Here is an 18,433-nt window from a genome sequence, read left to right on the forward strand (position 1 = left end):
ACCACGACCTGACCACCGGGTGGCACGGATCGCGAAAACCCTTCCCGTTCGCCGGATCCGCCCGACCCGCAGCCGGCGAATGACCCGACTGCCTCAGCGCCCTGCCTTGACCAAAGCACTGACGGAGATCGGGCGAATCCGGTTACCGCTGCGGGCGTGCCGGCGGGGAGTCGTCAGGGTCGGGTGGTGAGGTAGCCGCCCATGTGCGTGAAGTACTCCGTCGCGCCCAGTTCGCGACCGTCCGCGGTCCGGACCCGCTTCACCAGCAGGGCGTGGTTGCGGCCTCGGCGGGAGTCGGCGCCGGCGACGATCGCGACGCCGTCGCCCTCGCGGTAGAAGATGCGGCCGGGGGTGCCGCCGTAGCGGGCCTCGGAGACCTCCGCCTCGACGATCTCCAGGCGCTCGCCCTTGTGGAAGGTGAACGCGCTCGGGTACGGGGCGCACTGCGCGCGCACGAGCCGGTCCAGTTCCTCCGCCTGCCACGTCCAGTCGATGCGCAGGTCCTCCTCCGCCCGCTTGTGGAAGAAGCTGGCCTTCGACCGGTCCTGCTTGGTGAAGTCCTTGCGGCCCTTGGCGATCTCCGCCAGGCCGTCCACCGTGATCGGGCCGAACAGCTCCAACGTCTTGTGGAACAGGTCGGCGGTCGTGTCGCGCGGGCCCACCGGAACCGCGCGTTGCAGGACGATGTCGCCCGCGTCCAGCGTCTCGTCCATCATGTGCGCGGTGACGCCGACCTCCTTCTCGTCGTTGATCAACGCCCAGATCAACGGCGAGAAACCCGCGTAGGCGGGCAGCAGCGAGTCGTGCACGTTCAACGTCCCGTGCGGCGGCAGCGTGAAGATGTGCGGCGGGATCCACGTGCGCCAGTTGGTCGCCACGATGACGTCCGGCGCGACCTCCTTGAGCCGCTGGAACAACTCGTCGTCGTCCGGCCGGTTGCGGATGATCGTCTCGACGCCGTGCTCGGCGGCCAGGTCCGCGACCGAGTCGCTCCAGATCCGCTCGTACGCGTGCTCGCTCTTCGGGTGGGTCACCACCAGGACCACCTCGTGCTCGGAGTCCAGCAGCGCCTGGAGCGTCCGGTGCCCCCAGGTCTGGTAGCCGAACATGACGACCCGCATGGGACTCCTCCAAGGTTTTAGGCTTGCCTAAGTTACCCGACCCTAACTCAACCCGGCCGGGTTGTGACCCGTCCGGTCGGTCACAGGTGCGGTCAGGCCGGCGGGCCACCGGCCGACCGGGCGCGCGCGGACCGTTCGGGAATTGCCGGAATGGTGGAACAGGAATCCGGGAAATCGGGGTGTAAACGATTCAGGGGTCCTGGATGCAGATTTTCTAAGGACCCCTCATATCGCCTTGTGTGGTAGTCCTTGACGGCGGTAACCCTGTCCCCGTGAAGCGAGGAGAACTCGTGTCCACCGTCCCGACCACGACAGCGGGCGCACGATGAACGGCCGCCCCGAACGCCCGTGGGCGCCCGGTCCGAACGTGCCGTTCGACTACGTCCTGGCGAGCCCCGCCGGCATCAACCACCTGGCTTTCGACCACCGGACCGGAATCTGGCACCGGCTCCACGAGAACGGCTCCGCCGAACCCCTGCACGTCGGGCAGGCCATCCTGCTCCGGCCGAGCGACGTCGATTCGATCCTGACCTTCAGCATGTCCTGGTGCCTGGGCGCGGGTCACGGCAAACCGCGTTCCGAGGAACTCGTCGACGAACTGGCCAACTCGATCGGGGTGCTGGTGCGGCACCTGGCCGAGCGCGCGGGCGTGCCGAAGGCGTGACGGGCCGCAAGTCGTTTCGGGGTCCCGCAGCGCCGCGCTATTTCCGCCGCAGACCGGACACCAGCAGCGCGACGCCGCACACGGCGCACACCAGGCCGATCGCGGTCCACAGCTGCTGGCCGGTCATGAAGCTGCCCGCCAGGTAGCCGAGGCCCTGCGTGGTCCACACCGCGCCGAGCACGACGAGCAGGACGCCCGCACCGATCGACCACCCCTTGCGCATGCCGCGAGGCTACGCCGGGTCCACGCGCCGCCGACTAACCTGCGGGGGTGATCCTCGACCTGAAGGTGGTCGGCGGCCGGTTCGCGACCTTGGACCCGGCGCGACCCGCGGCGACCTGCCTCGGGGTGTGGGGCGGGCGGGTCGTCGGTCTGGACGAGGACGTGGCCGACCTGCCGGCGCGGCGCGTGGTGGACCTGGGCGGGGCAGTGGTGCTGCCGGGGTTCGTCGACGCGCACAACCACCTGGCATGGGCCGGGCGGGCGTCCCGGACGGTCGACATCTCCGGGTGCGCGACCGTGGCGCAGGTGCTGGACCTGCTGCGCGGCGCGCCCCGCTCGGCGTGGCTGGAGGTCGCCGGGTACGACCACCGGGGGCTCGACCGGCCGCTGACCGCGCGCGACCTCGACGCCGTCGGGTCCCGGGTCTACGTGCAGGACCTGTCCGGGCACGCGTGCGTGGTGAGCAGCGACGTGCTGGCCGACCTGCCGCCGCTGGGCGAGGTGCAGCGGGACGCGGCCGGCGCGCCGACCGGGTTCCTCGCCGAGCGGGCGCAGTCGGCGGTGCGGGCGATGGTGCTGCCCTACTCGATCGCCGACATCGCGTCGGACGTGCGGCGGGGCGCGCAGCAGTGCCTGCGCGAAGGGGTCGTGCTCGCCGCCGAGGCCGGGGTGGGGGAGGGGCTGATCGGCAGCAGCCCGCTGGAGATCGCGGCCTACCAACGGGAACCACTGCCGATCCGGGTGCAGCTGATGGTGTCCTCGGGCGAGCTGCGGGACGTGCGGGCGCACGCGGCGGACGGCGTGCGGCGCGCGCTCCCGCTCGGCCTGCGCACCGGGTTGGGCGACGAGTGGCTGTCGATCGGCGCGCTGAAGCTGTGGACCGACGGCGGGATGATCGCCCGGACGGCGGCGCTGACCGTGCCGTACGTCGGCGTGGCCGGCTCGGGCCAGTTGCAGGACGACCCGGAGGTGATGCGCGCCGCGATCCTCGACGGGCACGCCGCCGGCTGGCAGCTCGCGGTGCACGCGATCGGCGACCGGGCGGTGGACTTCGCGCTCGACGCGCTGGCCGGTGCGCTGGCCCGACGGCCGCGCCCGGACGCCCGGCACCGGATCGAGCACTGCGGGCTGGTGCGCCCCGACCAGCTCGACCGGATTGCCGCGCTGGGCGTGATCCCGGTGGTGCAGCCGACGTTCCTGTGGGCCTACGGCGACGACTACTCGGCGATCATGGGCCCCGAGCGCGCGCCGTGGCTCTACCGTGGCCGGGCGTTCCTGGACCGCGGGGTGGTGCTCGCGGGCAGCTCGGACCGGCCCGTCGCGGACGGGAGTCCGTTGCGGGCGGTGCAGTTCATGGTCGAACGGCGGTCGCGCACCGGGCTCGCGGTCGGGCCCGACGAGGCCGTGACGGTGACCGAGGCCCTGCGCGCCTACACCCACAACGCCGCGTACGCGTGCCGGCGCGAGGACCTGCTGGGCTCGCTCACGCCCGGCAAGCTGGCCGACTTCGTCGTGCTGGACGACGACCCGCGCACGTGCGAGGTCTCCCGGATCGGCGACATCGGCGTGCTGGCGACCGTGATCGGCGGCCAGTTCCGCCACGACCCGACCGGGTTCGCGGGCTGACCGCCGGGACGCCGCTCCCGGCCCGTCGAGCCCGCCGCCCGCCGAGCCCGCCGAACCCCACCCGGTCCGCCGGCCTCAGCCGTCCACGGTGCCCACGCCCCTCACGCGCTCATCCGCCAGTGCACGACGTACCCCGCCGCCTCGGCCGCGATCAGGGCGTCGAGCTTGGCCAGGTTGGTCCGCTTGGCCATCTTGAACGCCCGCCCGCGCCGCGCGTCGAGCAGCAGCGGTGTCGCGCCGGGCAGGATGTCGGCGGTGGTCTGCTGGAGGATGCGCAGCCCGACGTTCGCCGACTCCTGCGTCATCACCGCCTCCTTGGTGTAGACCAGCACGGCGGCCGTCGACCCGTCCGGCATCCGCAGCCCCAGGTGGGGCCGCACGCGCAGGGACAGCTCGCCCTCGGTCCAGCGGGCGGCCTGGACCGGCACGCCGGTTGCCCGCGTGCCGCGCAGCCACGGCAGGAACCCCTCGCGCAGCTCCGCGAACGCCCGCGACTGGCCGTTGCGGTTCGCCGCGCGCACCGCGACCTCCAGCTCCGCCTCCGGGTCGGTCGAGTTCGCCGCGCGGCGCATCGCGTCCCGCATGGGGTTGTAGAACCCGCACACCCACGGGTCGACCCCCAGGTACACCTCGCGCTGCTCGGACACGATGCTGATCCGTCCGCGCTGGCCGCTCATCACGTACTCGGTGAACGACAATGCGGTGACGCTGACCGGTTCCACGACCACGACAGGCTCCCCTCGCCGTACCGAACTGATGTTCGAATTCTACCCGTCGGGTACGACAATCCGGGGTTACGACCGGACCCTCCCGAGCAGCGGGCCCAGCTCGGGGTCCGCCGCGACCTCCTCGAAGATCGAGGCCAGCGTCTCCTCGTAGAACGGGGACGCGGTGCGGTAGACGTCGCGGCCGGCGGGCGTGATGCAGCTGAACACCCCGCGCCGGTCGGTCTCGCAGATCTCCCGGGTGGTCAGGCCGGACTGCTCCAACCGGGCGACCAGGCGGGAGACCGAGCTCTGGTTCAGGCCGACGACCTCGGTCAGCTCCTGCATCCGCAATTCGCCCTCCGGCGACTCGTGCAGCGCTCCGAGCGCGGTGAACTCCGACATCCCGAAGTGGAACTTCCGTTGCAGCGCGCGCTCCAGGCTCGCGTTGATCCGGTTGTGCAGCGTGCGCAGGCCGGACCAGGTGGCGCGGACGGACAAGACGACCCTCCCCGGAGTGCAGGTATGGGTCTACATCCTATGCCGGGTTGTCGCTGACCAGCCCGAGCGCGCTCAGCCGCACCGCGAACGGCTCCACCAGCGCGATCACGTCGTCGCCCTCGGACACCGCGACCTCCTCGTAGCGGCCGTCGCGCAGCGCCAGGCAGCGCAGCGACGGCAGGTCTGGGTCGACCAGCCAGTAGTGCGGGCAGCCCGCCTGCTCCAGCTTCACCCGCTTGAGCTCCAGGTCCAGCGTGCGGGTGCGGGGCGAGTGCACCTCCACGGCCAGTACCGGCGGCCCGACCAGCGCGCGGGAGGTGAACGCCTCGCGGTCGCCGACCACCACGTCCGGGATGAACACGGTGTCGTCGGCCAGCACCACGTCCACCGGGGCGGGCAGCACCTCCCAGTCCGGCGGGCAGACCGCGGTCAGCGCGATCACCAGCCGGGCGACGGCGCGCTGGTGCACGGGGCGGGGTGAAGGGCTCACCAGGAGCACCCCGTCCACGAGCTCGTAGCGCCGACCGTCATCGGGCATCGACTCCAGGTCCACCCACGTCAGCGGCCTACCGCTGTCGGACGCGGGGGGTACACCCGTCATGGTGCGTGCCTTCCCTCGTAAGGTCCACAACGCGGAGAACGGCCCTGGAGGTGTAATTACACCCTGAATCACGTCGCACGCACGACTGCGGACGCCCGAACGGCATAGCGCACGAATGCGCACGGGGCGTGCACCACCCGGCGGGCTCGCCTAGCGTCGCCGGACGTTTCACCTGTTCAGCGCAGCGGAGGGACTGAACGGGCGCACTCGGACGGCTGGCGGAAAAATGAGTGAAATTCGTCCCAACAGCATTGAAAGGCAGCTCATGGGGGAGCGCCCGGACATCGATCTGACCAGGCCCAGCGCGGCCCGCGTCTACGACTACTACCTCGGTGGCGCGCACAACTTCGCGGCCGACCGGGAGATGGCGCGGCAGGCCATCGGCATGTGGCCGGAACTGCCGTTGATCATGCAGGCCAACCGCGCGTTCCTGCGCCGGGCCGTCGAGTACTGCGCGGCGCACGGCGTGCACCAGTTCCTGGACCTCGGTTCCGGTATCCCGACCGTGGGCAACGTGCACGAGGTGGCGCGCAACGCCGACCCGACCGCGCACGTCGTGTACGTCGACAACGACCCGATCGCGGTCACGTACAGCCGGACCATCCTCGGTGACGACCGGCAGACTTCCGCCGTGCAGGAGGACCTGCGGCACCCGGACGCGGTCCTGGCGGCGGTCCGCGACCTGCTCGACCTGTCCCGCCCGGTCGCCGTGATGATGGTGGCGGTGCTGCACTTCGTGACCGACGAGGACGGCCCGGCCGACATCGTGGCCGCCTACCGGGACGCGGTGCCGTCCGGGAGCCACCTGGTGATCTCGCACGCGACCCACGACGGCCAGGACACCCAGGCCGACACCCACCAGGACCTGTACCGGCAGCGCACCGCGACCCCGATGACCATGCGGTCACACGACCAGGTACTGCGGTTCTTCGACGGGTTCGACGTCGTAGAGCCCGGTGTGGTGCACCTGCCGCTGTGGCGCCCGGCGTCCCGGGAAGACGTCGGCGACCACCCGGAGCGCTTCGCCGGCCTGGCCGCCGTCGGCCGCAAACCCTGAACCGGCCCGGAGTCCGCCCTCACGAGCGGACACCGGACCGGCCGTCACGGCGTCAGAACCGCACCGCAGTCCGTCAGAACTGCAACGCGGTCCGTCAGAACTGCAATGCCCAGGAGTCCAACGTGCCCGTGTCACCCTGGTAGGCGTCGTACACGCGCAGCTTCCACACGCCGTTGGCGACCTGCGCGGTGGCGTTCACCGGGTACGTGGCCACGATGTCGTCCGCCGAGTCGTTGGATGTGTCCTTGAGCAGGTACGCCGTCCCGTCCGGACCGACGAGGTGCAGGCGCACGTCACCCCTGTACGTGTGCTTGATGCTCACCTCGACCTTCAACGCCGACGGCGCGTTGCCGGTGAGCCCGCTGGCCGTGATCGGCGACTCGACCGTGGCCAGGTCCTTGATCGCGAAGTCGGCGGCGTTGTCGAACCGCTTGCCCGGCCCCGGGCCGGGACCGCCACCGTCGTTGTTGTCGATCAGGCTCGCGATCTCGTTGTTCACCAGCGAGATCCGGGTCCCCCAGTTCGGGCAGCCGCCGAGGTGGTGCAGTGCGATCACCTTGTGCGACGAGCCGGCCAGCACCGGCGAACCGGAGTTGCCACCCGAGCTGTCGCACTTGTAGCCGGTGTTCACGCCGGACGCGACGACGTCGATCTTGCAGTACGCGCCGCCGTCGCTCTCCTCGTACAGCGACAGCCGCTTGGGCTTGGTGTCGCCGTGGCCGGGGATGTAGATGCGCTCGCCCGCCTTGGGCTCGCGCACGTCCAGGTAGAGCGTGCCGAACGACTTGATCGAGTCGAAGTTGTTCACCGAGAACAACGCGTAGTCCAGGGCGCTGAGCGGACTGGACTTGATCAGCTCCAGCCCGCTGACCTTGGTGCCGGGCTTCGGGTTGTTCCCGCCGCAGGTCGAGCACTGGTAGTCGAACTGGAACTCGCTGGCCCGCAGGTCGGCCGCGCTCTCCATGCAGTGGAAGTTGGTGAGCATCCGGTTGGTGTTGCCGACCCGCCACGCCGTGCAGTGGCCCAGGCCGTTGAGCAGCTGCCGCGCGACCGCGCCGGACCGGGCGTACTCGGTCGGGTGGTTGGTCTGGTAGCAGACCACGTCCTTACGCGCGTCCGTGCCGCACACGCTGAGCGTGCCGGGGTTCGCCGCGGCCGTCTCGGCCTGGTTGAAGCCCCGGTAGTAGCTGTCGATGCGGACCCCGAACCCCTGTCGGGTCAGGACGGCCGCGTTAGGGCGTTCCTTCGCGGCGTGCAGGGTGACCACGGCGGTGTCGCCGTCGACGGACATCGCCGCGAAGCCCGTCCGGCCGTGCACGGTGTGCGCGGAGTCGCCGGGGAACGCCGTGGTGGTGGGGTTGCCGTGGTAGGTGTGGACTTCACGGCCGGACGGGTCGGCGACGGTCACGCGGTCGCCGGGTGCCAGCTTGAGCGACGCGAAGTGCACCTTGACGTAGCTGGAGCCGGGCTCGGTGAGCACCACCTGCCAGGAACGGCCGGTGGGCGCGTACCGGAGGGACTCGCTGCGGGACTTCAGCTCACCCGCCTTGGTGACGTGCTCGTTCACGGTCGGTTGTGGTGTTTGTGCGGGTTCGGCCTGGGCAGGGACCGCAGCCGGTACGGGTGTGGCCAACGCCAGTGCAGCCGCCATCGGCAGTAGCAGGGACCGGATGGACAAGGCGCACCTCCTTGGAAAGGTCGTTTCCGGTGGTGGCGGCGGATCCGGCCAGACCTCGGGTCGAGGCCGGGCCGGACCCGTACGGTCGCACGACCGGAGCCCGCGGCTCCAGCGCCGAGAGTCCTGATCTCACCCGATCCGGGCGCGATACGCCTCGTAGTCCACCTTCACGACCTGGTGCGCCCGCGTCAGCAGGTCCCGCATGACCGTGAGGTCGATCGGTACGACGTGCAGCGCGCTGCCGTGCGCGTGGGCGCGACAGGTGAGCCAGGCCCGGTCGCCGAAGCGGAACAGGTAGCTCCGGAACCCGAACGTGATCTCGCCCCACTCCATGAAGGCGAGCCGCCCGGTGAAGTACTTCGGCAACGCCGAGTCGTCCAGCGAATCGTCGTCCACCTTCTCGTGCAGCACCTTCGGGTCACGCCCGCCGAACACCGCTTCGTACGGCGTCAGGTCCGGCCAGTCGCGCAGCGCGTCGATCGTGCGGCCGACGGAGAACAGGAAGTGCGGCACGTACACCTGGTCGTCGCCGACGGTGAAGTCCACCCCGGTCACGAAGATCCGGATACCGCGCCCACCCCCGTGCACCACGTCGGCCGGTTTCACCACCACCCCGAACGACGCCCGATCGCCGAAAACAGCCGACCCCACCAGGCCCCCTCGCACCCGTCGACGCCCACCGGCCCGAACACTATCCCCGATGCGCACGCGTCCCACCGTGCTGCCCCGATCGGCCGACGTCCGGCGTGGCGAGAAGACGTACGCCGCCGTTCTTCGGGAAGATCAGCAGGGGAGCGGCCGACCCGTGCCCCGCCCGTCGAGGACAAGGGAACCGGCATGGTCTCGGGCAATGAGAACGCCGCCAAGCTCGCGGTGCTCATCGACGCCGACAACGCGCGGCCCACGATCGCCGAGGCGCTGCTGGCCGAGGTGGCCAAGTACGGCACGGCGCACGTCAAGCGCGCTTACGGCGACTGGACCGGCACGAGCCTCAAGGGCTGGAAGGACCGGTTGCTCGCCCAGTCGATCCAGCCCGTGCAGCAGTTCGCGTACGTCACCGGCAAGAACGCGACCGACGCCGCGATGGTCATCGACGCGATGGACCTGCTCTACACGGGACGTTTCGACGGCTTCTGCATCGTCTCCAGCGACAGCGACTTCACCCGCCTCGCCTCACGCCTGCGCGAGTCCGGCCTGACGGTGTACGGCTTCGGTGAGCGCAAGACCCCGAAGCCGTTCGTGGCGGCCTGCGACAAGTTCGTCTACATCGAGAACCTCGCCCACCCGGACAGCGGCGTCGTAGCGGCCGACGCGGCGCTCTCCCCGCCCCAGCGGACGCCCGCCGAGCAGCTCGTCGGGGACAAGGCGCTGGTCAGCCAACTGGCCAACGCGGTGGAAGCGGCGTCGGACGACGACGGGTGGGCCGCGCTGGGGTCGGTGGGCAACATCATCACCAAGCAGCACCCGGACTTCGACTCGCGCACCTACGGCTACGGGAAGCTCAGCGACCTGATGACGGCGACCACGCTGTTCGACTCCGAGCGCCGCAGCCCCGGCGACGGCAAGCCGGGCGTCGTCTACGTGCGCGCCAGGCGTCCGCGGGGTGGCAAGCGGTCCTCTTGACCGGCCCGGTCAGACGGTGGCGGTGACGACGCCGAGGAGCAGCTCGTCGCGCTGGGCGTCGGTCAGGGTGCCGAACTGGTTCGGGCTCTCGGTCGAGCCGACCGGCGGCTGCTTGGCGGTGGCCGCGCACGTGGTCGTGGCCGTCGTCGCCTCGACGGCGTCGGCGATCGGCTTCCCGGTCCGGGCGGCCCGCACCTCGACCCGCAGCACACGGTTGAACAGCCGATTCTTGAACAGGGCAGTCCCCGCCGTGCCTCCGATGGTCCGGTACTCGCACTCCCGCACCTCGATGACGCCGAGCACCATCACGCACGCGACCAACTGGAGGGCCGTGTTCACCTCGGCCTTCCACTCGTCGGGCAACGTGGCGACGTCCGAAGTCATGTCAGCGTCGGGCCCGAACGCGGTACCCCGCGTGGCGCGAACGGAGACCGCAATCGTGTGCGGGCCGGGCCCGGTATAGGCCGCAGCGTCAGGAAACCCGTTCCCGTCGCAGACGGCCGAGTACCCGCTGGCCACGATCGACGGACCTGCGGAGGTAGTGGTCGTGCTCGTGCTCGAAGAGGTAGCCGACTGCGTGACCGTGACCGTGACGACGGCCGGCGGCGGCGAAGCACACGCGGTCGTCGCCAACACGCACACCATCGCCGCCCATAAACCGCTCCGCTTGTTCCACCCCACGGCAGCGAAGCTACCGACCCACGATCCCCACCGGCACCGGTTCACCTCACACGACCGGAAACTTCCGAGTGAGGGCTGGGCCGATCTCAAGAGGATCGGCAGCCAGCTCCACGACCTGCACCAGCGCCCCCGGCGCGACTCGTACAGCATCCACACGAACCCGTAGCCGCCGTGAACTCTGGCACAGTTCATGAGGAAGTGAGCGGCAAGGACGAGAAGTCGGAGGAAGCTCTCCGGTTTTTCGAAGAGATAAAGTCTCGTCGTATTCCGGTCACCGTGGTGGACGTGGAGATCAAGCTTGCGGCACACATGCGGAAGAACGGGATTCCGTCTGCCACGTTGGTATTGAACAATTTTCCGTGTCGCGGTCCGATGGGGTGTGACGCGCTGGTTCCGGTGGTTCTCCCACCCGGTTATACGATGACGGTATATGGTCCTGACGGGTTCAGGCAGGAATACAAGGGAGGTGGGACCTCGAAGTGGGTGCCCTAGACGTGTACTACCTGTACGAGCACGGCGACATTCCCGTCACACTGTCCACAGTGGACGAGGTAGACGCCTTGCTTGACCGCGTTCGCGTCGAGTCCCCGCCGGCAGCGCCCATGCTGATGGATGTACACCTGTCGGGCGATCCGTACGCGCAAGGGTTGGACGTCGGCGTAGCGGTTGATCGCGGCGTGATCCGGTATTCAGGGCGGGAGTGGCCGCACGGTGTTGTCAGCACCGGGGACGGTTCTGCGGACGGTGAACCGCGTTCATACTTCTACATGGGGCATGGCCGCGAGTTCCCTGCAAACTCGGAAGTTCCTATCGACGTTATCCGAAAGGCCGTGAAGGAATTCATGGAGTCAAACGGGGCGCGCCCTACCTGCGTTCGGTGGCAGGATGCGTCGTAGATGACGACTACACCCGCCGACCAGCAGGAGCTACACTAAGTAACCAGTTGTGCCGTCTTCGTAATCGGGGCAGCCGAGATGACGGGAAGACGTCGTGATGGACGCCGTTCCCGATTCTTCACAGAACGCATTTTCGGACCCGACCGGCGCGCGATCCTCGCCGCCGACCTGTCCACTGTGGGTGATCGAGAAGCGCGGGAACGCGACGCCGAACGCGACCGGTTGCGGCGGGTCGTCGCCGACCTCGCCCGCCGACAGAACTCGATCATCAGGCAGGCGCAGGACGGCGACCCCGACGACCCATTCACCCGCGTCCTGCGCGGCACCTATAACGATCTTGAAGCCGAACGGCACGCCGCCCTGTCCGCCGTCGCCGCGTTGGACGCCACCGACGACGCCGCACTCGCCCGGACACGGCGGACGTGGCACTGCTGGACCTGCTCCCGTACTTCACCGGAAACCTGTCCCACGCACCGGAACCGCTGCTGCGTTTGTTTTCGAGGCAACCAGCCTCACCGTCCAGATCACCGACGACGGCGACCACGTGATCATCAGCGTCCGGCTACCCGCCGACACCGGGCCCGAGATCACCAACACGGCGGGAAAGATCAACACCATGGCCGGCGAACCACACGAAACGCCTGGTCACGGTGTGAGCGGCGCTCGTGTGGATGCTGTACGTGCCCCCGGCAGGATTCGAACCTGCGACCTCGGATCAGAATTTCCGAACCAGCCGGATCCATGAGTCTCCAGCTGGGATTATGCCGTGGAGTTGCGTCGCACCGCTGCTTGGTTTCTTGCAAGCCTTGGCAGCGCTCATGCGGTCTGCGTAGGGCCGGTTGGCTCCAGGTGTGGCTCTACGTGAGCTAGCGATGACTCACCTCAGGATTCCCCCTGACCTGTCGTTGCAGGTCAGGGGGCCTTCAAGCCAGCGCCCCCGGCAGGATTCGAACCTGCGACCTCGGGATTAGAAGTCCCTCGCTCTCTCCACTGAGCTACGGAGGCTGGAGGGGCTGTTGACCACGCGCTGTAGCAGCGTAGCTGCCCCACCGGACTCATCGTCCGGGAGACGTGGACCGTTTCCGTCCAGGCACCGGAAGAGTGATCAAGTTGGCCGAAAAGTGATGTGGATCACGTTAGGCGGGCGGTTGAGGCGCGTTCCACGAGGGAAACGGGGAGTCTGGTCGGCTCTCCTGGTCTCCCTCCGTCCAGCAGGCGGAGGGCCAATTCGCCCGCTCGACGGCCTTTTTCGGCCAGGGGTTGACGCACCGTAGTCAACGGGGGCTCCGCGTGCTCGGCTTCCGGCACGTCGTCGAACCCCATCACCGACACGTCGGCGGGCACGCGGAGACCTAGATCACGTACGGCCTGAAGTGCGCCGAGCGCCAGTTCGTCCGAAGCGCACAGCAGCGCCGTGGGGCGGGGCGTCAACGACAGCAACTCCCGTGCGCCTGAACGGCCCATCGACCGGTTGCTCCCAGCGCACTCCCACACCGGCGCGTGACCCACCACGTCCCGGTACCCGGTCAGGCGGTCGCGGGTCACCCGGAACGCACCTTCGCGTCCACTCAGGAAACCCGCGCGCGTCCCGAACGTCAGCACCCCGAACCGCCGGTGCCCCAGCTCCCACAGGTGTGCCGCGGCCATCCGTGCGCCGCCCACGTCGTCCACCTCGACCCGTGCGGTGTCCGGCAGCACGGGCTGGTCGATCACGACCAACGGCAGTCCGCGCGCCCTTACGACGTCCAGCGCCGGCGCGTCGTCCGGCAGCGAGTACGCCACGACCACGTCCGCCTGAGCGCGCGCCACGGTCGACGGGCGCGGTCCGCCCTCGGTGCCTCCGGGCATCAGCACCAGGCAGTGGTCGTGACCGTCGACGGTGGACGCGAGGCCGTCCAGCACGAGTGACACCGCAGGGTCGGAGAACGCCGCGCACAGCGGCTGGCCGAGCATGATGCCGACCGCCGCGCTGTGTCGGGTGGCGAGGCTGCGCGCGACCGGGTCGGGGCCCGCGTAGCCGATCGACGCCGCGGTCTCCAGGATGCGTTCGCGCAGCGCCGCCGAGAGCTGGTCGGGCCGGTTGTAGGCGTTGGAGACCGTGGCGCGCGACACCCCGACCGCGCTGGCCACGGTGTCGAGGGTCGGTTTGCGGGGGCGGTCCACGTGACGAGGTTAACCAGCGGACCCGGTGGATGTCCTGAAGCGCTTCAGCCAGACTCTCCGCATGCGCCTCGCGGTCTTCACAGTGTTCCTCTTCAACGGGGCCGTGTTCTTGTCCTGGGCTGCCCGGATGCCGACTCTCGCCGCACAGGTGGGCGCGAACGAGGCGACCCTGGGCCTGGCGCTGCTCGGCTCCAGCATCGGACTCGCGATCACCGCGCCCTTCGCGGCCCGCCTGTGCGCGACGGTCGGCGCGCGCCGGCTGATCGTGATCGGCGCGATCGTCACGGTGCTGGCCGCGCCCGCCCTCTCGCTGGCCGGCTCGCCGCTGCACCTCGGCTTGAACCTGTTCGTGCTCGGCGGCTGCGGCGCGGCGCTGGACGTCGGCATGAACGTCGCCGCGGTCGCCGCCTCGCGCGCCCTCGACCGACCGCTGATGCCCCAGTTCCACGCCGGGTTCAGCGTCGGCGGGCTGGTGGGCTCGCTGGGCGCTGCCGGCGCCTCCGCGGCGGGATGGGGGCTGCGCACGCACCTCGTGGTGGTCGCGGTTATCGGCGCGCTGGCGATGGCCGCCGTGGTCCGCTCGGTGCCCGGCGCTACCGGCGAGACGGCTGCGGAACGCGCCGGGGACCGTTCCGTCGTGCGCCGTCCGCTGCTGTGGCTGCTCGCGGGCATCACCGTGCTCTCCGCGATCGCCGAAGGCGCGTCGGCAGACTGGTCGACACTGTTCTTCGTCCGCGAACGCGGCCTTACGGAGGCGGTCGCCGCCGCGGCCTACGCGGGCTTCTCTATCACGATGGTCATCGCGCGCCTCGTCGGCGAACCCGTGCAACGTCGGCTGGGCCCATACCGGCTGCTCGGCGCGGGCGCGCTGGTCGCGTCGGCCGGGATCGGGCTGACCGTTCTGGTCGAGGCCCCGGCCGCCGGGTTCGCCGGCTTCGCACTGGCCGGGCTGGGCCTGGCGTTCTGCTTCCCGGTCGTCATGGACCTGGCGGGCGACGCCGGCAAGCGCGCCGACGGCACCGGCGGCGAACGCGAGATCGGCCTGGTGACGACGGTCGCCTACACCGGGTTCCTGATCGGCCCGCCGGCCATGGGCGCGATCGCGCACGCCAGCTCGCTCAGCGTCGCCCTGGGCGTCATCGCGCTGGTCGTCGCCCTGATCGTGCCCACGGTGTGGTTGGCGGACAAGGCCCGCGCCCGTGAACTCAGCCGGCCGGAAGCCGGTTCAGCGCGGCCTTGACCAACGGTTGGAGCGTCGCCACCATCTGCTCGTCCTTGCCGCCGATCAACGTCATCGCGACCAGGATGCTGCGGTTGGGGTTCACCGCGGTCGTAGTGGTGCACACCATCGCGTTGCCGTCCTGGTCGCACGACACCCACGACGAGTGCCCCTCTACGAGGACTTCGCGGCCTTTCGACTGCCGCTGACGTACGTGCTCGTACTTCTGGTAGAGCGCCGTGACGACGCTCGCGCCGTCGAACACGAACTGGCACGACTCCTGGATCTGGTCGTCGCGCCGCGCGGGTTCACGGGTCATCGAGCCGACCGGCTTCAGGTCGTCGGCGGTGAGCATCTTGCACGGGTCCACGCCCGCCACAGACCGCTGTTTGGCGATTTTCGGCGTCCCATCGGACGCGGCCGATGGGGTGGTCGTGGTGTTCGCGGGTGTGACGCCGGTCTCTGGCAACGGGTCGCCGTTGATGGTGTAGCTGCACGCCGTGAGGACGAGCGCGGAGAGGGCCGGCACGACCCACGTGCGAGAGCTGGTCACGATGGGCAACGGTAGCCGGTGTGATCAGGGCACGTCCGGCGGTTGGTGGTCGCGTTGCCGAGCCGCCTACGCTCGACCCCGTGCCCATCGACGCCCAAGTCCGCTCCACGCGCACCGGTCTGGTCCCCCTGCTGGTCGTCGGCACGGCGATAGCCGCGCTGCTGGCCGCCGGACTGGCCGCCGTGACCGGCGGCGACACGTCCGGCCTGCTCGTGGTGCGAGTGGTCACCGAATCCGCCGCCGTCGTGACGATCGGCTCTCTCCTGCTGGCCGCCTTCCTGGTGCCGCCGCAGCAGAACGGGACGCTGGCCGCCGACGGCTACGCCGCGCTGCGCACGGCCGGCTGGGCGGCTCTGGTGTGGACGCTCGGCGCGGTGGCCTCGGTCCCGTTCACCGCCGCCGACGCGCTCGGCCAGCCGGTGAAGGCGCTGCTGGACCCGTCGGTGCTGTTCACCGTCGCGGGCATCCTGGAGCAGACGAAGGCGTGGATGGTCACCGCGGTGATCGTGGCGCTGCTGGCGTTGGGCTGCCGGCTGGCGCTGTCCTGGGGCTGGACCACGGCGCTGTTCTTCCTGTCGGTGTTCGCGCTGGTGCCCGTGGCCGTGACGGGGCACTCGTCCGGCGGCGGCTCGCATGACATGGCCACGAACAGCCTGCTGTACCACCTGATCGGTGCCGCGCTGTGGGTCGGCGGGCTGATCGCGCTGCTAGCGCACGGCCGGCGCGGCGGGGAGCACCTCGGCCTGGCCACCACCAGGTTCTCCCGACTGGCGCTGGTGTGCTGGATCGTGATGGCGTTCTCGGGCGTGGTGAACGCGTGGGTGCGGCTGCCGCTGAGCCAGCTGTTCACCAGCGACTACGGCTTGTTCGTGCTGGGTAAGACGTTCGCGTTGGTCGCGTTGGGCGTGTTCGGCTGGTTCCAGCGGGAGAAGAGCGTCAAGCAGGTCGTGGCGACCGGGTCGGGCCGTTCGCTGCTCAGGCTCGCGGGCGTCGAAGTGCTGCTGATGTTCCTCACGATCGGTTTGGCCGCCGCGCTGAGCCGTACGCCACCGCCGGCGGAGGGGCGCGCGTTCCCGAGCACGGTGGAGCTGCGCATCGGCTACGACCTGTTCGGAGCGCCCTCGGTCACCCGCCTGTTGTTCGACTGGCGTTTCGACCTCATCTTCGGCACGGCGGCGATCGCGTTGGCGGTCGTGTACGTGCTCGGTGTGCTGCGGTTGCGCCGTAGGGGCGACAAGTGGCCGGTCGGGCGCACGGTCGCGTGGCTCGCGGGCTGCTTCACGGTGCTGTTCGCCACGTCGTCCGGGCTCGGCCGGTACGCGCCCGCGATGTTCAGCATCCACATGGAGAGCCACATGCTGCTCTCCATGCTTGCGCCCATCCTGCTCGTGCTGGGCGGTCCGGTGACGCTGGCGTTGCGCGCGCTGCCCACGGCGGGCAAGGACAACCCGCCCGGCGCGCGCGAGTGGATCCTCGCCTTCGTGCACTCGCCGGTGACGAAGGTCCTCACGAACCCGTTCGTCGCGCTGGCGCTGTTCGTGGGGTCGTTCTACGGCCTCTACTTCTCCGGACTGTTCGACTGGGCGTTGGACTTCCACTGGGCGCACCTGGCGATGAACGCCCACTTCATCCTGGTGGGGTACGTGTTCTACTGGCCGGTGATCGGCATCGACCCCGCGCCCAACCGGCTGCCGCCGTTGGGCCGGCTGGGGCTGCTGTTCGCCTCGATCCCGTTCCACGCGTTCTTCGGCATCGTGCTGATGAGCTCGCAGACCGTGATCGGCGAGAACTTCTACCGGGCGCTGGCCCTGCCGTGGGTGACGTCGCAGCTGGACGACCAGCGGCTGGGCGGCGGCATCGCGTGGGCGGCGGGCGAGGTGCCGCTGATCGTGGTGATGGTCGCGCTGCTGGTGCAGTGGGCGCGGTCGGACGACCGGGACGCGCGCCGCACGGACCGCAAAGCCGATTCGGACGGCGACGCGGACCTGGCGGCCTACAACGCGATGCTGCGCAAGCTGTCCGAGCGGGAGTGACGGCGGTACTCGCCCGGCGCGACGCCGTGCTCCCGCTTGAACGCTTTGACGAACGCTAACTCCGACGTATAGCCGGCACGCGCAGCCAGCGGGGCGTCGGTCACCTTGAACAGGCGTGCGGCGGTGAACTTCCGGACATGCTCGGCAGCGGCGGAGTGGTGCACACCGGCAGGCACTACGCCGACGGGCCGGTGCGGACGTCCTCGTTCACGTTCCCTGGTGATGCCGGGCCTCTTGCCGACGTCACGGGGGACTGACTCCCTCGCGTCGCACCCAGTGTCCTAAAGAGGCCGGCGGAACCCGCGCACCGCGAACACCCACCCGATCACCGCGAGCACGGCGCTGGTCCCCAACGCGGCCACCACACCCGTCACGGGGTGCGACAGGGCGAGCGCACGTGCCGCGTCCACGGCGTAGGTGAGCGGGTTGACGTTCGCGATCGCCTGGAGCCAGCCCGGCAGGCCGGACACCGGCACGTACGCGCTGGAGGCGAACATCAGCGGGAACATCGCCAGGAATCCCACGGTCTGCATGAGCTCGGCGTTGCGCAGCCAGCTCGCGATGGCCAGGAAAATCCAGCCCAGTGCCCAGCCCACGGCCAGCGCCAGGGCCAGCGCGCCGGCCACCCCGGCGATGCCGCCGGCCGGCGAGAACCCGAAGATCGTCACCGCGAACAGCAGCATCAGCACCAACTGCGCCGCGGTCCGGACCAGGTCCGACAGGCTGCGCGCGACCAGCACCGAGCCCAGCCGGATGGGCAGTGAGCGGAACCTGGCCAGCACGCCGTTCTTCATGTCGGTGACCAGCCCGACGCCCGCTTGGAGGGCGGACTGCATCGCCGTGTTGACCAGGATCGCGGGCATCAGGAAGTCGATGTAGGACACCCCGGCCGGGAAACCGGGCGTGTTCGCGATGCTCGCGAAGATCTGGCTGAACAGGGTGAGCATGATCAGCGGTTGCAGGATGCTGAACACGATCATCCGCGGGTCGCTGACCAGCGTGCGCAGCGAGCGCTGGGTCAGCACGAGCACCTGTGTGGCGAAATCCGTTCCGCGCCAACGGGTCTGTGGCGCGGCGAGAGTGGCGGTCAT

21 protein-coding genes and 1 tRNA gene are annotated in these 18,433 nt (G+C 69.9%); 9 read left to right on the forward strand and 13 right to left on the reverse strand.

Annotated features, from left to right (window positions below; genetic code table 11):
* Window positions 1-173: 173 nt before the first annotated feature.
* On the reverse strand, window positions 174-1,121 hold the full coding sequence (locus tag BN6_RS06385) for a methionyl-tRNA formyltransferase (protein WP_015098737.1): 948 nt from the start codon (window positions 1,119-1,121) through the stop codon (window positions 174-176).
* Between the two features lie 325 nt (window positions 1,122-1,446).
* Here BN6_RS06385 and BN6_RS06390 point away from each other — a divergent pair, with 325 nt between their 5' ends.
* Entirely contained in the window at window positions 1,447-1,785 is a 339-nt protein-coding gene (locus BN6_RS06390; RefSeq protein ID WP_015098738.1) for a hypothetical protein, read from the forward strand.
* 37 nt (window positions 1,786-1,822) lie between these two features.
* Here the strand turns inward: BN6_RS06390 and BN6_RS06395 are convergent, their stop codons facing one another.
* Window positions 1,823-2,008: a hypothetical protein gene (locus BN6_RS06395; protein WP_015098739.1), complete on the reverse strand. Its 186-nt coding sequence runs from the start codon at window positions 2,006-2,008 to the stop codon at window positions 1,823-1,825.
* 47 nt (window positions 2,009-2,055) lie between these two features.
* On the opposite strand from BN6_RS06395, the gene BN6_RS06400 reads away from it, so the two are divergent.
* A complete protein-coding gene (locus tag BN6_RS06400; protein WP_015098740.1) occupies window positions 2,056-3,633 on the forward strand; it encodes an amidohydrolase in 1,578 nt (525 codons plus the stop codon).
* Window positions 3,634-3,734: 101 nt separating this feature from the next.
* Here BN6_RS06400 and BN6_RS06405 read toward each other — a convergent pair whose 3' ends face one another.
* The 3 genes from BN6_RS06405 to BN6_RS06415 all read right to left on the reverse strand — a co-directional run bounded on the left by BN6_RS06405 (window position 3,735) and on the right by BN6_RS06415 (window position 5,439).
* Window positions 3,735-4,361, reverse strand: a complete 627-nt coding sequence (locus tag BN6_RS06405) for a hypothetical protein (protein WP_015098741.1) — start codon at window positions 4,359-4,361, stop codon at window positions 3,735-3,737.
* Window positions 4,362-4,427: 66 nt separating this feature from the next.
* A complete protein-coding gene (locus tag BN6_RS06410) occupies window positions 4,428-4,838 on the reverse strand; it encodes a MarR family winged helix-turn-helix transcriptional regulator (RefSeq protein ID WP_015098742.1) in 411 nt (136 codons plus the stop codon).
* Between the two features lie 37 nt (window positions 4,839-4,875).
* Window positions 4,876-5,439 (reverse strand): Uma2 family endonuclease, encoded by a 564-nt coding sequence (locus BN6_RS06415; protein WP_015098743.1) that lies wholly within the window; start codon window positions 5,437-5,439, stop codon window positions 4,876-4,878.
* 265 nt (window positions 5,440-5,704) lie between these two features.
* Between BN6_RS06415 and BN6_RS06420 the strand changes: the two genes are divergently transcribed.
* Entirely contained in the window at window positions 5,705-6,496 is a 792-nt protein-coding gene (locus BN6_RS06420) for an SAM-dependent methyltransferase (RefSeq protein ID WP_041312132.1), read from the forward strand.
* 94 nt (window positions 6,497-6,590) lie between these two features.
* Here BN6_RS06420 and BN6_RS48410 read toward each other — a convergent pair whose 3' ends face one another.
* Both BN6_RS48410 and BN6_RS06430 read right to left on the reverse strand, forming a co-directional pair.
* Window positions 6,591-8,063: a proprotein convertase P-domain-containing protein gene (locus tag BN6_RS48410; protein ID WP_231905088.1), complete on the reverse strand. Its 1,473-nt coding sequence runs from the start codon at window positions 8,061-8,063 to the stop codon at window positions 6,591-6,593.
* Between the two features lie 240 nt (window positions 8,064-8,303).
* Window positions 8,304-8,825 carry a hypothetical protein gene (locus BN6_RS06430; RefSeq protein WP_148302758.1) on the reverse strand — a complete coding sequence of 174 codons (522 nt, stop codon included), beginning with the start codon at window positions 8,823-8,825 and terminating at the stop codon, window positions 8,304-8,306.
* Window positions 8,826-9,011: 186 nt separating this feature from the next.
* On the opposite strand from BN6_RS06430, the gene BN6_RS06435 reads away from it, so the two are divergent.
* On the forward strand, window positions 9,012-9,797 hold the full coding sequence (locus BN6_RS06435; RefSeq protein ID WP_015098747.1) for an NYN domain-containing protein: 786 nt from the start codon (window positions 9,012-9,014) through the stop codon (window positions 9,795-9,797).
* Between the two features lie 9 nt (window positions 9,798-9,806).
* Here BN6_RS06435 and BN6_RS06440 read toward each other — a convergent pair whose 3' ends face one another.
* Window positions 9,807-10,181, reverse strand: coding sequence for a hypothetical protein (locus BN6_RS06440; RefSeq protein ID WP_041312138.1), 375 nt, complete (start codon window positions 10,179-10,181; stop codon window positions 9,807-9,809).
* 163 nt (window positions 10,182-10,344) lie between these two features.
* Between BN6_RS06440 and BN6_RS06445 the strand changes: the two genes are divergently transcribed.
* Genes BN6_RS06445 through BN6_RS06450 form a run of 3 tightly spaced genes read left to right on the forward strand, consistent with a single transcriptional unit; the run spans window position 10,345 to window position 11,374 of the window.
* On the forward strand, window positions 10,345-10,644 hold the full coding sequence (locus BN6_RS06445) for a hypothetical protein (RefSeq protein ID WP_148302759.1): 300 nt from the start codon (window positions 10,345-10,347) through the stop codon (window positions 10,642-10,644).
* Window positions 10,645-10,649: 5 nt separating this feature from the next.
* Window positions 10,650-10,970 (forward strand): DddA-like double-stranded DNA deaminase toxin, encoded by a 321-nt coding sequence (locus BN6_RS43325; RefSeq protein ID WP_269454323.1) that lies wholly within the window; start codon window positions 10,650-10,652, stop codon window positions 10,968-10,970.
* Window positions 10,971-10,972: 2 nt separating this feature from the next.
* The gene (locus tag BN6_RS06450) at window positions 10,973-11,374 is read left to right on the forward strand and encodes an Imm1 family immunity protein (RefSeq protein WP_158509350.1); all 402 of its coding nucleotides are present in this window, start codon (window positions 10,973-10,975) and stop codon (window positions 11,372-11,374) included.
* A gap of 30 nt (window positions 11,375-11,404) precedes the next feature.
* On the opposite strand, the gene BN6_RS06455 is transcribed toward BN6_RS06450, so the two are convergent.
* The 3 genes from BN6_RS06455 to BN6_RS06465 all read right to left on the reverse strand — a co-directional run bounded on the left by BN6_RS06455 (window position 11,405) and on the right by BN6_RS06465 (window position 13,537).
* A complete protein-coding gene (locus BN6_RS06455; protein WP_041312143.1) occupies window positions 11,405-11,728 on the reverse strand; it encodes a hypothetical protein in 324 nt (107 codons plus the stop codon).
* A 578-nt stretch (window positions 11,729-12,306) separates the two neighbouring features.
* Window positions 12,307-12,379: transfer RNA gene (locus tag BN6_RS06460), tRNA-Arg, on the reverse strand.
* Window positions 12,380-12,505: 126 nt separating this feature from the next.
* Window positions 12,506-13,537 carry a LacI family DNA-binding transcriptional regulator gene (locus BN6_RS06465; RefSeq protein WP_015098751.1) on the reverse strand — a complete coding sequence of 344 codons (1,032 nt, stop codon included), beginning with the start codon at window positions 13,535-13,537 and terminating at the stop codon, window positions 12,506-12,508.
* 61 nt (window positions 13,538-13,598) lie between these two features.
* Here BN6_RS06465 and BN6_RS06470 point away from each other — a divergent pair, with 61 nt between their 5' ends.
* Window positions 13,599-14,777 (forward strand): MFS transporter, encoded by a 1,179-nt coding sequence (locus tag BN6_RS06470; RefSeq protein WP_041312146.1) that lies wholly within the window; start codon window positions 13,599-13,601, stop codon window positions 14,775-14,777.
* Here BN6_RS06470 and BN6_RS06475 read toward each other — a convergent pair.
* Window positions 14,743-15,309 carry a DUF3558 family protein gene (locus BN6_RS06475; RefSeq protein WP_015098753.1) on the reverse strand — a complete coding sequence of 189 codons (567 nt, stop codon included), beginning with the start codon at window positions 15,307-15,309 and terminating at the stop codon, window positions 14,743-14,745. The genes BN6_RS06470 and BN6_RS06475 overlap by 35 nt on opposite strands.
* An 80-nt stretch (window positions 15,310-15,389) precedes the next feature.
* Here BN6_RS06475 and BN6_RS06480 point away from each other — a divergent pair, with 80 nt between their 5' ends.
* The gene (locus BN6_RS06480) at window positions 15,390-17,342 is read left to right on the forward strand and encodes a cytochrome c oxidase assembly protein (protein ID WP_051075458.1); all 1,953 of its coding nucleotides are present in this window, start codon (window positions 15,390-15,392) and stop codon (window positions 17,340-17,342) included.
* A 281-nt stretch (window positions 17,343-17,623) separates the two neighbouring features.
* On the opposite strand, the gene BN6_RS06490 is transcribed toward BN6_RS06480, so the two are convergent.
* On the reverse strand, window positions 17,624-18,433 hold the full coding sequence (locus tag BN6_RS06490; RefSeq protein ID WP_015098756.1) for an ABC transporter permease: 810 nt from the start codon (window positions 18,431-18,433) through the stop codon (window positions 17,624-17,626).

It is taken from the genome of Saccharothrix espanaensis DSM 44229, assembly GCF_000328705.1.
Lineage (GTDB): Bacteria > Actinomycetota > Actinomycetes > Mycobacteriales > Pseudonocardiaceae > Actinosynnema > Actinosynnema espanaense.

Excerpts from the sequence above, each read along its gene's own strand:
- BN6_RS06385 (WP_015098737.1), bottom strand. The coding sequence starts at position 1,121 with ATGCGGGTCGTCATGTTCGGCTACCAGACCTGGGGGCACCGGACGCTC.
- BN6_RS06390 (WP_015098738.1), top strand. The coding sequence starts at position 1,447 with ATGAACGGCCGCCCCGAACGCCCGTGGGCGCCCGGTCCGAACGTGCCG.
- BN6_RS06395 (WP_015098739.1), bottom strand. The coding sequence starts at position 2,008 with ATGCGCAAGGGGTGGTCGATCGGTGCGGGCGTCCTGCTCGTCGTGCTC.
- BN6_RS06415 (WP_015098743.1), bottom strand. The coding sequence starts at position 5,439 with ATGACGGGTGTACCCCCCGCGTCCGACAGCGGTAGGCCGCTGACGTGG.
- BN6_RS06420 (WP_041312132.1), top strand. The coding sequence starts at position 5,705 with ATGGGGGAGCGCCCGGACATCGATCTGACCAGGCCCAGCGCGGCCCGC.
- BN6_RS06435 (WP_015098747.1), top strand. The coding sequence starts at position 9,012 with ATGGTCTCGGGCAATGAGAACGCCGCCAAGCTCGCGGTGCTCATCGAC.
- BN6_RS06440 (WP_041312138.1), bottom strand. The coding sequence starts at position 10,181 with ATGACTTCGGACGTCGCCACGTTGCCCGACGAGTGGAAGGCCGAGGTG.
- BN6_RS06470 (WP_041312146.1), top strand. The coding sequence starts at position 13,599 with ATGCGCCTCGCGGTCTTCACAGTGTTCCTCTTCAACGGGGCCGTGTTC.
- BN6_RS06490 (WP_015098756.1), bottom strand. The coding sequence starts at position 18,433 with ATGACCGCCACTCTCGCCGCGCCACAGACCCGTTGGCGCGGAACGGAT.